The 14,756-nt window shown below is 45.2% G+C and carries 16 protein-coding genes; 3 read left to right on the top strand and 13 right to left on the bottom strand.

Features of this window, described 5'->3' with window-relative positions; all coding sequences use genetic code 11:
• The 5 genes from uppS to rpsB all read right to left on the bottom strand — a co-directional run bounded on the left by uppS (position 1) and on the right by rpsB (position 4,047).
• On the bottom strand, positions 1 to 753 hold the full coding sequence (gene uppS, locus FKN88_RS09460; RefSeq protein ID WP_040904722.1) for a polyprenyl diphosphate synthase: 753 nt from the start codon (positions 751 to 753) through the stop codon (positions 1 to 3).
• Between the two features lie 92 nt (positions 754 to 845).
• Positions 846 to 1,403 carry a ribosome recycling factor gene (frr, locus tag FKN88_RS09455; RefSeq protein ID WP_004394659.1) on the bottom strand — a complete coding sequence of 186 codons (558 nt, stop codon included), beginning with the start codon at positions 1,401 to 1,403 and terminating at the stop codon, positions 846 to 848.
• A gap of 36 nt (positions 1,404 to 1,439) precedes the next feature.
• Complete coding sequence (pyrH, locus tag FKN88_RS09450) at positions 1,440 to 2,171, bottom strand: UMP kinase (protein WP_004394658.1); 732 nt, start codon at positions 2,169 to 2,171, stop codon at positions 1,440 to 1,442.
• 182 nt (positions 2,172 to 2,353) lie between these two features.
• On the bottom strand, positions 2,354 to 3,196 hold the full coding sequence (tsf, locus tag FKN88_RS09445) for a translation elongation factor Ts (protein ID WP_004394657.1): 843 nt from the start codon (positions 3,194 to 3,196) through the stop codon (positions 2,354 to 2,356).
• A 122-nt stretch (positions 3,197 to 3,318) separates the two neighbouring features.
• On the bottom strand, positions 3,319 to 4,047 hold the full coding sequence (rpsB, locus tag FKN88_RS09440) for a 30S ribosomal protein S2 (RefSeq protein WP_004394656.1): 729 nt from the start codon (positions 4,045 to 4,047) through the stop codon (positions 3,319 to 3,321).
• A gap of 423 nt (positions 4,048 to 4,470) precedes the next feature.
• Between rpsB and map the strand changes: the two genes are divergently transcribed.
• From map to FKN88_RS09425, 3 genes are all read left to right on the top strand, one after another.
• The gene (map, locus tag FKN88_RS09435) at positions 4,471 to 5,313 is read left to right on the top strand and encodes a type I methionyl aminopeptidase (protein ID WP_004394655.1); all 843 of its coding nucleotides are present in this window, start codon (positions 4,471 to 4,473) and stop codon (positions 5,311 to 5,313) included.
• Positions 5,314 to 5,414: 101 nt separating this feature from the next.
• The gene (glnD, locus tag FKN88_RS09430; protein WP_154170333.1) at positions 5,415 to 8,060 is read left to right on the top strand and encodes a bifunctional uridylyltransferase/uridylyl-removing protein GlnD; all 2,646 of its coding nucleotides are present in this window, start codon (positions 5,415 to 5,417) and stop codon (positions 8,058 to 8,060) included.
• A gap of 27 nt (positions 8,061 to 8,087) precedes the next feature.
• A complete protein-coding gene (locus tag FKN88_RS09425) occupies positions 8,088 to 8,480 on the top strand; it encodes a DUF3461 family protein (protein WP_154170331.1) in 393 nt (130 codons plus the stop codon).
• Between the two features lie 66 nt (positions 8,481 to 8,546).
• On the opposite strand, the gene pgpA is transcribed toward FKN88_RS09425, so the two are convergent.
• From pgpA to nrdR, 8 genes are all read right to left on the bottom strand, one after another.
• Positions 8,547 to 9,053, bottom strand: coding sequence for a phosphatidylglycerophosphatase A (gene pgpA, locus FKN88_RS09420; protein ID WP_040904079.1), 507 nt, complete (start codon positions 9,051 to 9,053; stop codon positions 8,547 to 8,549).
• Entirely contained in the window at positions 9,050 to 10,024 is a 975-nt protein-coding gene (gene thiL / locus FKN88_RS09415; protein ID WP_158144758.1) for a thiamine-phosphate kinase, read from the bottom strand. Before thiL ends, pgpA begins: the two co-directional genes overlap by 4 nt.
• A gap of 176 nt (positions 10,025 to 10,200) precedes the next feature.
• Positions 10,201 to 10,671 carry a transcription antitermination factor NusB gene (gene nusB / locus FKN88_RS09410; RefSeq protein ID WP_004394650.1) on the bottom strand — a complete coding sequence of 157 codons (471 nt, stop codon included), beginning with the start codon at positions 10,669 to 10,671 and terminating at the stop codon, positions 10,201 to 10,203.
• Positions 10,671 to 11,141 (bottom strand): 6,7-dimethyl-8-ribityllumazine synthase, encoded by a 471-nt coding sequence (gene ribE, locus FKN88_RS09405; protein ID WP_004394649.1) that lies wholly within the window; start codon positions 11,139 to 11,141, stop codon positions 10,671 to 10,673. Before ribE ends, nusB begins: the two co-directional genes overlap by 1 nt.
• 139 nt (positions 11,142 to 11,280) lie before the next feature.
• The gene (ribBA, locus tag FKN88_RS09400; RefSeq protein WP_004394648.1) at positions 11,281 to 12,390 is read right to left on the bottom strand and encodes a bifunctional 3,4-dihydroxy-2-butanone-4-phosphate synthase/GTP cyclohydrolase II; all 1,110 of its coding nucleotides are present in this window, start codon (positions 12,388 to 12,390) and stop codon (positions 11,281 to 11,283) included.
• A 40-nt stretch (positions 12,391 to 12,430) separates the two neighbouring features.
• Positions 12,431 to 13,087 (bottom strand): riboflavin synthase, encoded by a 657-nt coding sequence (locus tag FKN88_RS09395; RefSeq protein WP_004394647.1) that lies wholly within the window; start codon positions 13,085 to 13,087, stop codon positions 12,431 to 12,433.
• Positions 13,088 to 13,098: 11 nt separating this feature from the next.
• Positions 13,099 to 14,205: a bifunctional diaminohydroxyphosphoribosylaminopyrimidine deaminase/5-amino-6-(5-phosphoribosylamino)uracil reductase RibD gene (ribD, locus tag FKN88_RS09390; RefSeq protein WP_154170740.1), complete on the bottom strand. Its 1,107-nt coding sequence runs from the start codon at positions 14,203 to 14,205 to the stop codon at positions 13,099 to 13,101.
• A 14-nt stretch (positions 14,206 to 14,219) separates the two neighbouring features.
• Complete coding sequence (gene nrdR / locus FKN88_RS09385; RefSeq protein ID WP_115152664.1) at positions 14,220 to 14,669, bottom strand: transcriptional regulator NrdR; 450 nt, start codon at positions 14,667 to 14,669, stop codon at positions 14,220 to 14,222.
• Positions 14,670 to 14,756 lie beyond the last annotated feature (87 nt).

Genomic DNA, 14,756 nt, shown 5'->3' with positions numbered 1-14,756 from the left:
TTATGGTGTCATTAACGCTTTGACTTGCTCACCGGTACAACCAAATCGGCGCTCACGATTAACAAACCAAGTCACAGCTTCAATTAAACTTTCTTCACCAAACTCAGGCCAATAAACAGGAGTAAAATACATTTCTGCATAAGCCAACTGCCAAAGAAGGAAGTTACTGATCCGGCATTCACCACTGGTGCGAATCAGTAAATCCACTTCAGGAAGATCAGCCATCGTTAAATGTTCAGCGATCAATGTCTCGTTAATATCCGTGACACTGAGTTCATCACGACTGATTTTAAGAGCAATATGGCGCATCGCCTGAGTGATATCCCATTTTCCACCGTAATTCGCCGCAATATTAATCACCATGCCCGTATTATGCTGAGTCAGCGCTTCAGCTTGGGCGATTTTACTTTGTAACCGCTCACTGAATCGACTGGTATCACCAATAATACGTAAACGCAGGTTATTTTTGTGCAGTTTTTTGACCTCGGTCGATAAGACACGAAGAAATAACTCCATCAACACGCCGACCTCTTCCTCAGGACGTCGCCAATTTTCACTGCTAAAGGCAAATAAAGTCACGGCTCTGATCCCCAGTTTTGCTGCGGTAGAAACCGTTTTACGCACCGCAGCAACCCCGTTTTTGTGGCCAAAGATCCGAGGTTTACCTTGTGCTTTTGCCCAACGACCATTGCCATCCATAATAATGGCGATATGCTGAGGGAGAACATCTAACGAGAGCTGCGAATTTTGCATAGAAACGTAATAAAGAAAAAAGATGGTGAAGAGTAGCATAAAAAAACGCTGTGCTGTGAGCACAGCGTTTTCCTGTTAAGGTTTTGTAGAAATTAAACTTCCATGAGTTCTTTTTCTTTAACCGCTAAGATGTCATCAATTTTCTTGACAGCCGCATCGGTCAGTTTTTGAATTTCATCTTGAGCCTTACGCTCTTCATCTTCTGAAATTTCTTTATCTTTCAATAACGCTTTTAGATCGTTGTTGGCGTCACGACGAATGTTGCGCACGGCTACTCGACCACCTTCCGCTTCACCACGGACGATTTTAACAAGATCACGACGACGCTCTTCCGTTAATGGTGGCAGTGGAACACGAATCACGGTTCCTGCTGACATTGGGTTTAACCCTAAATCAGACATAAGAATCGCTTTTTCAACTTTTGGCGTAAGTTCTTTATCAAATACCGTAATCGCTAATGTACGTGCATCTTCAGCAATCACGTTGGCAATTTGGCTTAGAGGTGTTGACGCACCGTAGTACTCAACAGAGAGGCCAGATAGTAGGCTTGGGTGAGCGCGACCAGTACGAATCTTTGATAGATTGTTCTTTAGCGCTTCTACACTTTTATCCATACGCTCTTGAGCGTCTTTTTTGATCTCATTAATCACAATATCACCTTAATTCTTATTTCATTTCGAGAGTGATTATACAGCGGAGCTGATCAGCGTACCTTCCGCTTCACCCATAACCACACGGCGTAATGCGCCAGGCTTGTTCATATTAAAGACACGGATTGGCATGTTGTGATCGCGAGCCAGAGTAAAGGCCGCCAAATCCATCACTTTAAGTTCTTTATCCAGTACATCGTTGTAACCCAGCTTATCATACAGTTGCGCATCTGGATTGGCTACAGGGTCAGCACTGTAGACGCCGTCTACTTTTGTCGCTTTGAGAACCACGTCAGCTTCAATTTCGATACCACGTAAACAAGCGGCAGAATCGGTTGTGAAAAACGGGTTACCCGTACCAGCAGAAAAAATCACTACACGACCTTGACGTAATTGACTGATCGCGTCAGCCCAATTGTAGTCGTCACATACCCCTTTAAGTGGGATAGCAGACATCACGCGTGCATTCACGTAAGCTCGATGTAGGGCGTCACGCATCGCAAGGCCATTCATCACTGTCGCCAACATGCCCATATGGTCACCCACAACACGGTTCATTCCCGCTGCCGCTAAGCCTGCACCACGGAATAAGTTGCCACCACCAATGACGACACCCACTTGAACACCTAATTCGACCAATTCTTTTACTTCTTGTGCCATACGATCAAGCACGGTCGGATCGATACCAAAACCTTCTTCACCTTGAAGCGCTTCACCGCTCAATTTTAATAAAATACGTTGATATGCGGGTTTAGGGTTTGTTGTCATGGACTTTACCTTTCAAAAAGTATCGTTAGTTAACAGTCATAAATAAACTTACTGCGTAAATGTATTGATGATCATTACCATCGTGAGTTCGAAAACCGCTCTCTTTAACCGTCGAGGGAGTGATATTCGTAAAAAGACCGCAGCCATGGCCACGGTCTTTATCTTGGTCATCAAAAAGGCAATTAACCTTTCTGAGCCATAGCCACTTCTTCAGCGAAGCTCAGGCCTTCTTGTTTTTCGATACCTTCACCTACTTCTAGGCGAACGAAAGTTGATACTGAAGCGCCTTTCTCTTTCAAAATTTCACCAACAGTTTTCTTTGGCTCCATAACGAAAGGTTGACCAGTTAGAGAAACTTCACCGGTGAATTTCTTCATGCGGCCTTCAACCATTTTCTCTGCGATCTCTTTTGGCTTGCCTTCGTTCATTGCGATTTCAACTTGAACTTCACGCTCTTTCGCAACAACATCAGCCGGTACATCTTCAGGATTAACGTATTCAGGGCGAGAAGCCGCTACGTGCATCGCGATGTGTTTTAGAGTTTCTGCATCGGCATCACCAGCAACCACAACACCAATACGAGAACCGTGGCTGTATGCAGCCAAAGCTTTACCTTCAGCGTATTGAACGCGACGGATATTGATGTTTTCGCCGATTTTAGCAATAAGAGTCACACGAGCATCTTCAAATTGTGCTTGTAGCTCTTCTAGGCTTAGTTTTGATGCTAACGCTGCTTCAGCGACTTCGTTAGCGAATGCTAGGAAGTTGCCATCTTTAGCAACGAAATCGGTTTGACAGTTGATTTCAACCAAAGCGGCAGAACCTTCTGCTTCTTTGATGATGATCGCGCCTTCAGCAGCGATATTACCTGCTTTTTTAGCCGCTTTTGCAGCACCGCTTTTACGCATATTTTCGATGGCAAGTTCGATGTCACCGTTGGTTTCAACGAGTGCTTTCTTACATTCCATCATACCTGCGCCAGTACGTTCACGCAGTTCTTTTACTAGAGCAGCAGTAACAGCCATTCTCTATTCCTCAGTTGATTCAGGATTAAAAATTGGGGGCCTAATGATTTGGCCCCCAATACTAACTATGACTTAGCCCATGTAGTACTCTACAGAAGGCTAAGTAAGACTAAGAGCCGCTATTATTCCGCTTCTACAAAGCCGTCTTTTTCAGCAACTGCCGCTACGTCTTTGTTACGACCTTCGTTTACTGATTCAGCTGCAGCGTTCAGGTATAGTTGAACGGCACGGATCGCATCGTCGTTACCTGGGATGATGTAATCAATACCATCTGGGTTAGAGTTAGTATCAACAACAGCAAACACTGGAATGCCTAGGTTGTTTGCTTCTTTAACTGCAATGTGCTCGTGATCAGCGTCGATAACGAATAGAGCGTCAGGTAAACCGCCCATGTCTTTGATACCACCAAGAGATTTCTCAAGCTTGTCCATTTCACGAGTACGCATTAGCGCTTCTTTCTTGGTTAGCTTGTCGAAAGTGCCATCAGTCGCTTGAACTTCAAGTTCTTTTAGACGCTTGATTGATTGACGAACGGTTTTCCAGTTAGTTAGCATACCACCTAACCAACGGTTGTTTACGTAGTATTGATTGCTTGCAATCGCTGCTTCTTTTACTGCTTCAGAGGCTGCGCGCTTAGTACCTACGAAAAGTACTTTACCTTTTTTGTCGCCGATTTTCACTAGCTCAGCCAGTGCTTCGTTGAACATTGGTACGGTTTTTTCTAGGTTGATGATATGAACTTTGTTACGAGCGCCAAAAATGAATGGTTTCATTTTTGGGTTCCAGTAACGAGTCTGGTGACCGAAGTGAACACCAGCTTTTAGCATATCGCGCATTGATACAGTTGCCATGAAATAATCCTCTATGGGGTTAGGCCTCCACATCCCCCATGTCTCCGACTCCTCAACGTTTATAACGCTGGAAGCACCCCGGAACATGTGTCGGAATGTGTGTGATTTAAAGATAAATGTGTGTGGACTCGGGCAGTTTCGCCGTTACGAAGAAATCAGGCCGATGTTCCGGTGCGTTTTATATCATATTTAGCACTAATCTGACTAGCAAAAATTGTGGCGTAGGCGCTTGGATTGAACCAGCGAGAGCGATGATGAGCAAGAAAATCCATCTTACTATCGATCATCAGGAGGTGCGTCATTTAACCTAGCTAACCATCGCGCTTAATCATTCTTATTTACACCGCTTCTTGCGCTTCCTTTTCTCACTGTTACAATATTGCGATTAGCACCCAGTGCCTAAAATTTGAATAGAGAAAGCCGATGTCTGTAAAAATTAAAAATGCTCAAGAAATAGAAAAAATGCGTGTAGCGGGGCGATTGGCTGCGCAAGTTTTAGAAATGATTGAACCTCACGTCAAAGCTGGCGTGACCACTGAACACCTTAACCAACTTTGCCACGATTATATTACCGAAGTTCAAGGCGCTATTCCTGCCCCTCTTAACTATCATGGCTTCCCAAAATCGATTTGCACATCGATTAACCATATCGTGTGCCATGGCATTCCGGCTGAACAAGACACGCAATTTGGTCAACTGCTTCGCCCTGCCGTCTTAAAAGAGGGTGACATTATGAACATCGATATTACCGTCATTAAAGATGGTTATCATGGTGATACCTCAAAGATGTTCTTAATTGGTGATGTGCAGCCAGCCGACAAACGTTTATGTCTAGTCGCTCAAGAGTGTCTCTATTTGGCCTTAAAAAAAGTGAAACCAGGCGTACAACTCGGCGAAATTGGTACCGCGATAGAGAAATACATCAAAACCAATAATAAAAATAACCCGCGTTCAAAATTCTCGATTGTTCGTGACTACTGTGGTCATGGTATCGGCGCAGAGTTTCATGAAGAGCCACAAGTAGTGCACTACAAAAATAGTGACCGCACACTGCTTCGTGAAGGGATGATTTTTACCATTGAGCCGATGATCAATGCGGGTAAATTTGGTTGTCGCTTGGATGATGAAGATAACTGGACCGTCTATACCGCCGATAGTAAGAACTCGGCTCAATGGGAGCACACCATTTTGGTTACCGCAGATGGCTGTGAAATTCTCACGCTACGTGAAGAAGAGACCATCCCACGTATTTTCCACAATGCTTAATCCTGCCCGATAGTCGGTAAAGGGAGCTTGAGCTCAGCGCTTGATTTCTGTTAGATTGAGCATTCACACTGAGTTCACTCCCTGGCATGGACCGCACTGTTATGGCTTATTTATCCCCGCTGAATTACACCGATCAACAGCTCACGGTTGAGCAATTAAAACAGCAACTCGACCTTTTTTCTGCCTACCAGCGCCAAGCGTTTCTCTCTCGCCATCCGGTCAGTGATCTCGTGGTTGGCCGTGCCGATTATATGGATATGCTCCTGAATCGTCTTTGGCAATATTTTGGGTTTGATAAACTCAATGACCTCTGTCTGGCCGCTGTTGGCGGATACGGAAGAGCTGAATTACATCCCTTATCAGATATTGATATTTTAGTCGTCTCTACGACCCGATTAGCCGATGATATTGGCAGTAAAGTCAGCCAATTCATTACCTTATTATGGGACTTGCGCCTAGAAGTCGGCCATGCTGTACGTACTGTAGAAGAGTGTATTGAGATTGGTAAAGCGGATTTAACCGTGGCCACCAATTTGCAAGAGGCACGCTTGTTGTGCGGCAGTGACCGTATTTTCCAACGTTTACAATCAGCCATTCATAGCGAATCTTTTTGGCCAAGTGAATGCTTCTACCAAGCTAAAATAAAAGAGCAACGTGAGCGTCATGCCCGTTATCACGATACGGCCTATAATCTTGAGCCCGACATTAAATCAACGCCTGGCGGTCTAAGAGATATTCATACCTTAAGCTGGGTTGCTCGTCGCCACTTTGGGGCGACATCACTCTATGAAATGAGCCGCTTCGGCTTTCTTACTGACGCTGAATTTCGTGAACTGGCCGAATGCCAAGATTTTTTGTGGCGAGTTCGCTTCGCTCTGCATCTTGAACTAAAACGTTATGACAATCGACTCGGTTTTGCTCATCAAGCTCAAGTCGCCGAACATCTTGGATTTACTGGCGAAGGCAACCGAGCGGTCGAAAAAATGATGAAGGAGTTCTATCGCACCTTACGCCGCGTATCTGAACTCAATAAAATGCTCTTGAAGTTGTTTGATCAAGCGATCTTAAACCGTGGTGAAGAAGTCAAAGCAGAGATCATTAATCACGACTTTCAGCGTCGTGGTTCATTAATTGAAGCTCGAAAGCCCGCTCTATTTCAAGCTCGACCTGAAACCATTCTCGATATGTTTTTGCTCATGGCCAATGACTCGAGCATTGATGGGGTTGCCCCTTCTACGATGCGCCAATTAAGAACCGCACGGCGACGATTGAACAAATTTTTGCATACGATTCCTGCTGCGCGTGAAAAGTTTCTCGCGCTGACTCGTCACCCTAATGCGCTTCACAAAGCGTTTGGACAAATGCATAAATTGGGCGTATTGGCCGCTTATTTACCGCAATGGAGTCAGATAGTTGGGCAGATGCAATTTGACTTGTTTCATGTTTATACCGTTGATGAGCACAGCATTCGTCTACTAAAACATATCCATCTGTTTAATGACCCAAAAAACCATCAACGTCATCCTATTTGCTGTGAGATTTTCCCGAAAATACAAAAAAAAGAACTGCTGATCCTCGCGGCCATTTTCCATGATATTGCCAAAGGCCGCGGCGGCGATCATTCAGAAATAGGTGCGAGTGAAGCTTACGATTTTTGTATCGAACACGGCCTCTCTAAGCCAGAAGCGAAACTGGTGGCTTGGTTAGTCCAAAATCACTTATTAATGTCCGTCACCGCTCAACGGCGCGATATTTATGATCCAGACGTGATCATCGAATTTGCTAAAAAAGTCCGCGATGAAGAGTATCTGGAATACTTGGTCTGTTTAACGGTGGCTGATATTTGCGCCACTAATCCAGACCTATGGAACAGTTGGAAACGAACCTTACTGGCGGAACTCTTTTACTCAACGCAAAGAGCATTAAGACGCGGGCTTGAACACCCTGTTGATGTTCGAGAACGAATTCGTCATAACCAACAAATGGCGTCGGCACAGCTACGTAAAGAAGGCTTCCATAGCCGTGAAATCGAGCAATTGTGGCAACGATTTAAAGCCGATTACTTTTTACGCCATACTCACAAACAAATAGCATGGCATGGTATGCACATTTTAACGCACTCATCGCCTACTGAACCTTTGGTCTTAATCAGTAAAAAAGCCACGCGCGGTGGTACCGAAGTGTTTGTGTATACCAAAGATCAGCCCGCATTGTTTGCAACCGTGGTCGCCGAATTAGACCGTCGAAACCTGAATGTTCATGACGCGCAAATCATGACCAGTAAAGACGGCTATGTTTTAGATACCTTTATGGTCTTAGATCACAACGGCCAAGCAATTGAAGAAAACCGTCATCATGCGTTAATTAAGCATTTAAGCCATGTATTGACCGATGGCCGTCCAACGAGACTCAAAACACGCCGCATCCCACGTAATCTGCAACATTTCACGGTTCGAACTCAGGTCGATTTCTTACCAACAAAAAGCAAAAAACGCACCTTAATGGAGCTGGTTGCTCTCGATACTCCGGGATTACTGGCGACCATAGGAGCGACGTTTGCCGAATTAAACTTAGATTTACATGGGGCAAAAATCACTACCTTAGGAGAGCGCGCAGAAGACTTATTTATTTTAACCAATCAACAAGGGGCTAAACTCACAGACCAAGAGCAAAGTACCCTACGTGAACGATTAATTGATACTATTGCTCAGCTCTCTTCTTCTCACCAAGAAGCTTTATCGCCTTAATCACTCAAAACAATGCAGAGGATGCTTATGTTTCCACAACTCACCAGCTTGGGAATCGATCAACCCCATACGATTGAACGTTACTCATTGCGCCAAGAGGCGCAAAAAGATGTGCTAAAAATCTATTTCAAGAAACAAAAAGGTGAGTTTTTTGCTAAAAGTGTCAAATTTAAATACCCAAGACAGATCAAAACGGTTTTGGTCGATGGCGGTACTCACCAATACCGAGAAATTAGCGAAATCAATCGTACTCTTACTTTAGTCATTGATGAGTTGAACCAACTCACACGTAATGAGAACGCCGGAGATAACGGCAGTGAGGTGGACGTTAAACAAAAAATATTGAGTGATTTACGTCACTTAGAGAAAGTAGTGGCCAGCAAAATTGCTGAAATTGAAGCCGATCTGAACAAACTTTAGTTTGGCTTACCCATAAGGGAGCCTCTGCTCCCTTATGGGTGACTGATCAACACGACGTAACTGTGCTTAGTTTAGCCATCCCGCCCACTGCCCAACAAAAAACAGCATGATAGCCGCCATGATACCCGCGACGATATCATCGAGCATAATTCCTACGCCACCTTCTACTTGTTTATCTAGCCATCCAATTGGCCATGGTTTGACCATATCAAAAAAACGAAAGAGCACGAATCCCGTAACAATCCATTGCCAATCAAAGATTGGCAATTGCAGTAACGGAACAATAGACATGGTGATCCAAAAACCAGCAAACTCATCCCAAACAATCGAACCATGATCGTGAACTTGCATATCTGTTGACGTCACTTGGCAAATTTTCACCCCGAGAATGCACGCCATTAAGACGACGAAAAGATAGGCAAATAAGGGCAGTTGCACTAGAAGTAGATACAGAGGAATGGAAGCTAATGTCCCCATTGTGCCAGGTATGATCGGCGATAAACCACTGCCAAATCCGGTAGCCAGTAGATGCCAAGGATTGCGTAGTGAAAGACGAGAAAGAGGATGGCTCATGCTGATTCCTTAAAATGATCATAACCAGTCAACGACCAGTCGACTTTTTGCCCATGGTTGAGTAAGTCAAACACGCCATGAGGACGAATTTGACCAATGCAGGTGATAGGCGTCGCAGTATGTGCCAGAGCACTTGCTAACGATCCTTTATTCTCTTCAGGCACCGTAAAGCAGAGTTCGTACTCTTCACCACTGGTTAATGCATACTGCTGCGCAATAAGCGGATCCCCCGTGTACTGCACTAACGCTTCAGATAACGGCAAGGTATGCAAATCAAGACTCGCTCCTACTTGAGAAGCACTTAAAATATGGGTTAAATCCGCGACTAGGCCATCAGAAATATCAATCGCTGATGAGGCTAAATTGAGCAAGGCTTGTCCGGCGAGAACTCGTGGAGTCGATACGTAATGACGTGACTCTAACACTGATGCACAAGGTAGAGCACGTTTACTCGCATCGAGTACCACCTCAAGTCCCGCTTTACTGTCGCCGAGTTGACCTGTGACATAAATCCAGTCCCCGACTTTTGCACCAGAACGTAACAAGGCTTTATCTTGCGGTACAAAACCTTGCACGGTGAGAGTGATACTCAACGGACCTTTGGTGGTATCACCACCAATCAATTGTACATTGTAGTAGTTCGCTAAATCAAAAAAGGCGTCACAAAATGGAGTAAGCCAATTGGGGTTAATCTCAGGTAAAGTAAGTGCCATCGAGACCCAAGCAGGGGTTGCCCCCATCGCGGCTAAATCACTGATATTAGAAGCAAGGGCTTTATGTGCCACCCATGCTGGATTAGCATTAGCCAGAAAATGAGTCCCTGCAACTAAGGTATCGGTACTGATAGCCAGCCGAACATTCTCTGGTACATTGACGATTGCACAATCATCCCCCAGAGCTAAATGGACATCTTTACGCTGTGGTTGACGTGCCGCCAAATAGTGTTCAATAAAGTTAAATTCACCTAACATGGATGATTCTCTAGCCAGACCAACGAATCCACCGAATGATTCATTCATACGATGTAAATGCGGTTAGTAAAACTAAGCCCATCAATAACACTCGCTCAACCGTTGTAGATGGACTCATTGGTCGATTTTATCTATAAAAAAGGCCAGCGAATGCTGACCTTTTATGCCAAAACTGATTACGCTTTTTTGCGTACATGAGGCGCGGCTTTATCAAGCACGCCATTCACAAACTTATGGCTATCTTCTGCTGCAAACACTTTTGCTAGCTCAATGGCCTCGTTAATCACGACCTTATAAGGAACATCTTCGCGTCGAGTCATTTCATACATCGCTAGACGAAGTAGCGCAAGTTCCATCATATCCAAATCTTGCATCGGACGAGAAACAAAAGGACGTAGTTTGCTATCTAGCTCGGTATGATTGAGCACAACGCCGACAAGCAGATCACGGAAATAGGTCACATCGGTTTGTGGAGCCGATAGCGCAGGCTCTGCTGCATGATGTTCTTCTTCATCATACTTACCACCGGATAAGAACTGCTCTTCAATAGTCGCCACATTCTCTTTAGTAATTTGCCACGAATAAATAGCTTGTAGCGCAAATTGACGTGCATTACGACGTGCGGCTGGTTTCACACTGGCCCCCATTAGGAATCGATTTCAGAAAGAACGTTTATCATCTCAAGTGCGCTAAGTGCTGCTTCTGCACCTTTATTACCAGCCTTGGTTCCTGCGCGTTCAATAGCTTGATCGATAGTATCAACAGTTAACACACCAAACGCGACAGGAATACTGAATTCCATCGACACTTGGGCTAACCCTTTATTCATTTCACTGCAAACATAGTCAAAGTGTGGTGTACCACCACGAATAACCGAACCCAGTGACACTATCGCATCAAATTTGCCTGTTTTGGCAACGCGCTGAGCCACCAGTGGCAGCTCAACCGCACCAGGACAACGCACAACGGTAATATTCTCGTCGCTAACTTGACCATGACGCTTTAAAGTATCGATGGCACCAGACAGCAGACTTTCGTTAATAAAACTGTTGAAACGAGAAATCACAATCGCAACTTTGGCATGGGGGGCTGGGAAACCACCTTCGATCACTTTCATAAGCTTTCCTTTAACTCTGTTCATCAAGTGAGAATCGCCGGATTCTAGCACAAATTTGTGAACAATATCTAATAGTAATTTGCCGCCACAAGGGCGGCCTATCGTGCAGACTTAACGAGCCGAACGTAGAATAACTGGCTTACTCGCTGATATACTCGACAACATTTAAGCCAAATCCACCCAAGGCGTGGTATTTCTTATTGGCTGAAGAGAGCAAACGCATATCACTGACGCCTAAATCGGCAAGGATCTGTGAGCCAACCCCGACCCGTCGAGATGTCCCTTGCTTTTTCGCCATCGTTGGGGCTGCGCCTTTATCTTGCTGTTCAAACATTTTAACGCGATGGATAAGCAGATCAGTGGACTCTTCATTACCAAGAATCACCAACACGCCCCCTTCTTGACCAATACGTTGCATGGCTTTATCCAAAGTCCAACTACGATCGGCGCTGCGATCGCTACGTAATAGATCAGTAAAGGTATCTTGTAGATGAACACGCACTAAAGGCGCTTGCTGACTCACGCTCTCTTTGCGCAAAGCAAAATGAATTTGATTGTCAATGATATCGCGATACGTCACCAGCTCAAATTCACCGAATTCGGTTGGCAATTGGCATTGCGCGACCCGTTCGATGGTGGTTTCTGTATTATTACGATACTCAATTAAATCGGCAATGGTACCTAATTTGATGTCGTGTTTTTTAGCAAAAACCTCCAGATCGGGGCGACGAGCCATACTGCCATCGTCATTGAGGATCTCGACAATCACTGACGCAGGCTCAAGCCCGGCGAGACGTGCTAAATCACAACCGGCTTCAGTATGACCTGCGCGGGTAAGTACGCCGCCATCTTGCGCTGCTAATGGAAAAATATGCCCAGGTTGGACTAAATCGGCTGCTTTAGCCTCTTTTGCTACGGCAGCTTGCACCGTACGAGCGCGATCAGCCGCTGATATCCCCGTCGTTACGCCTTCTGCTGCTTCAATCGATACCGTAAAGTTAGTGGTATACTGTGCGTTATTATCCTGCACCATCGGAGCTAATCCTAGATGCTGGCAACGACTTTTAGTCATGGTTAAACAAATCAATCCGCGCCCATGAGTCGCCATAAAATTGATCGCTTCTGGTGTGATATGCTCAGCGGCCATGATTAAATCGCCTTCATTTTCGCGATCTTCATCGTCCATCAAGATAACCATTTTACCTAAGCGAATATCTTCGATAATGTCTTGTGGGGTACTAATTGACATGACTGTTGTCCTATATTTTGTCTTATTGCGTCACGTATGATTACGCAAAACCATTTTGTTGTAAGAATTCCATTGTCATTCGAGAAGGTGATTCGGGCTCATTCTGACCACCGACCAATAAACGTTCTAAATATCGAGCAAGCACATCCACTTCGAGGTTCACCTTGCGGCCAGGTTGAAAGCCATCAATGGTCGTTTCTAACGAGGTATGCGGCACGATGGTCAGCTTAAAGGCATTTTTTCGTAACCCATTGACGGTTAAGCTAATCCCATCAATAGTGATCGAGCCTTTTTCAGCAACATACCGAGTTAACTCATTCGGTAAGCTCACCCACAATTCAATCGCACGCCCCACCCACTGGCGCTCAATAATTTCACCAATCCCATCAACGTGTCCCGATACAATATGCCCACCAAAACGCGTCGTCGGAAGCATGGCTTTTTCTAAGTTGAGTTTTTCTCCAACTTGATAGTGAGCAAACGCTGATTTATTGAGTGTTTCTAATGAGAGATCGGCACAGTAATGTTGAGAACTGACATCAATAACGGTTAAACACACACCGTTAGTAGCAATGCTATCGCCGAGTTTAACATCACTCATATCAAGTTTTCCCGTAGCAACGGTAATGGTGACGTCTTCACCTTGGCGAGTCATCTCAACCAAGGAGCCTACAGCTTCTATAATTCCGGTAAACATAATCAGTTATCTTATTGGGTTGAGGTAAGAGTTGCGGTTAGGCGAAGATCTGGGCCGACCATTCGACAGTCTTGAATGACTAATCCTAATGCTTGATCCATATGAGTAAAACCTAAGGCGCCTAATAAACCACGGCCGTCACTGCCCATGATTTTTGGCGCAAGGTAGATGATTAGTTCATCTACCAGTTGCTGCTCAAGCAAGCTTTTGGCCAATGTTGGCCCAGCTTCTACCCAAAGATGATTGATCTGATACTGTTCAGCCAAACTGGCTAAGATATCACGCAGATCGAGCTGTTGATGTTCATTCAATGGCACACACAGTTCCGCGTCTTGTTCTGCTACACGAATTATCGGTGAAGCGGTGGCATAAAGAGCCAGTGATTGGTGCAATTGATGCTGGCGGTCAAGTATCACACGAGTTGGCTGGCGAAGTTCAGCATGAGGGTATTGCTGTTGCACATCGGCTGGTAATTCAGACCAACGTACCGCTAATGAGGCGTTATCGGCGACCACCGTTTGACTGGTTGATAACACCGCTCCTGCTTGCGCTCGATATACTTGAACATCTTGCCGTGCTTGAGCTGAGGTTATCCATTGACTTTCACCATTAGCCAGTGCCGTTTGTCCATCTAGACTGGCCGCTAATTTTAGCTGAACATAAGGCATTCCGGTTTGCATCCGTTTAATAAACGCCGGATTGAGCGCCTTGGCGTCCGCTTCTAATAAACCAACTTCCACCTCAATTCCTGCTTCTCGCAACATAGCAATGCCGCGTCCAGAAACTTGTGGATTAGGATCTTGCATCGCGCAAATCACCTTTGCTACTCCGGCTTGAATTAACCCTTCAGCACAAGGAGGCGTTCGTCCGTAGTGAGAACAAGGCTCTAGTGTCACATAAGCGGTCGCACCACGAGCGTGCTCTTTAGCCATCCGCAAAGCGTGCACCTCGGCATGTGGTTGACCAGCTCGATAATGGAAACCTTCGCCAACAATGCGGCCTTGTTGAGTAATCACACACCCAACCTTTGGATTCGGCGCCGTGGTAAAGCGTCCGCGCTGAGCAAGTTGAATGGCTCGCGCCATCATTTGATAATCGACAGCAGAAAAGTTTGACATCATCGGACTCACGTTCAATTTTCTAATTTAGCAATCTCTTCACCAAATTCGCGAATATCTTCAAAACTACGATAAACCGAAGCAAAGCGAATGTATGCCACCTTATCTAACTCTTTCAGTTGTTCCATCACTAAATTACCGATCAATTCACTCGGAACTTCCCGCTCGCCGGTGGCGCGTAATTTAGATTTAATGGTACTGATCGCTAACTCAATCGCATCGGCGCTAACAGGGCGTTTTTCTAAAGCGCGTAGCATCCCACCGATCATTTTTTCTTCATCAAATGGCTCTCGATTACCGTTGGATTTGATGACTCTTGGCATCACTAGCTCTGCGGTTTCAAACGTGGTGAAACGTTCGCTACAAGTCAAACATTGCCGACGACGGCGCACTTGGTGACCATCAGCCACTAGACGAGAATCGATAACTTTTGTTTCGTTTTCAGAGCAAAAAGGACAATGCATATTACCTCCCTAGCAAGGCGATCAGTGTACCGGAAATGGGCATATGAACAAAAGGAAAAGGGGCCAACAAGCCCCTTTTCCTGATTG

Origin of the sequence: Vibrio sp. 2017_1457_13, assembly GCF_030851525.1 — a bacterium.
GTDB lineage: Bacteria > Pseudomonadota > Gammaproteobacteria > Enterobacterales > Vibrionaceae > Vibrio > Vibrio metschnikovii.
Note: the sequence above shows the minus strand (reverse complement) of the source record. Positions and strands in the feature narration are given on the sequence as shown.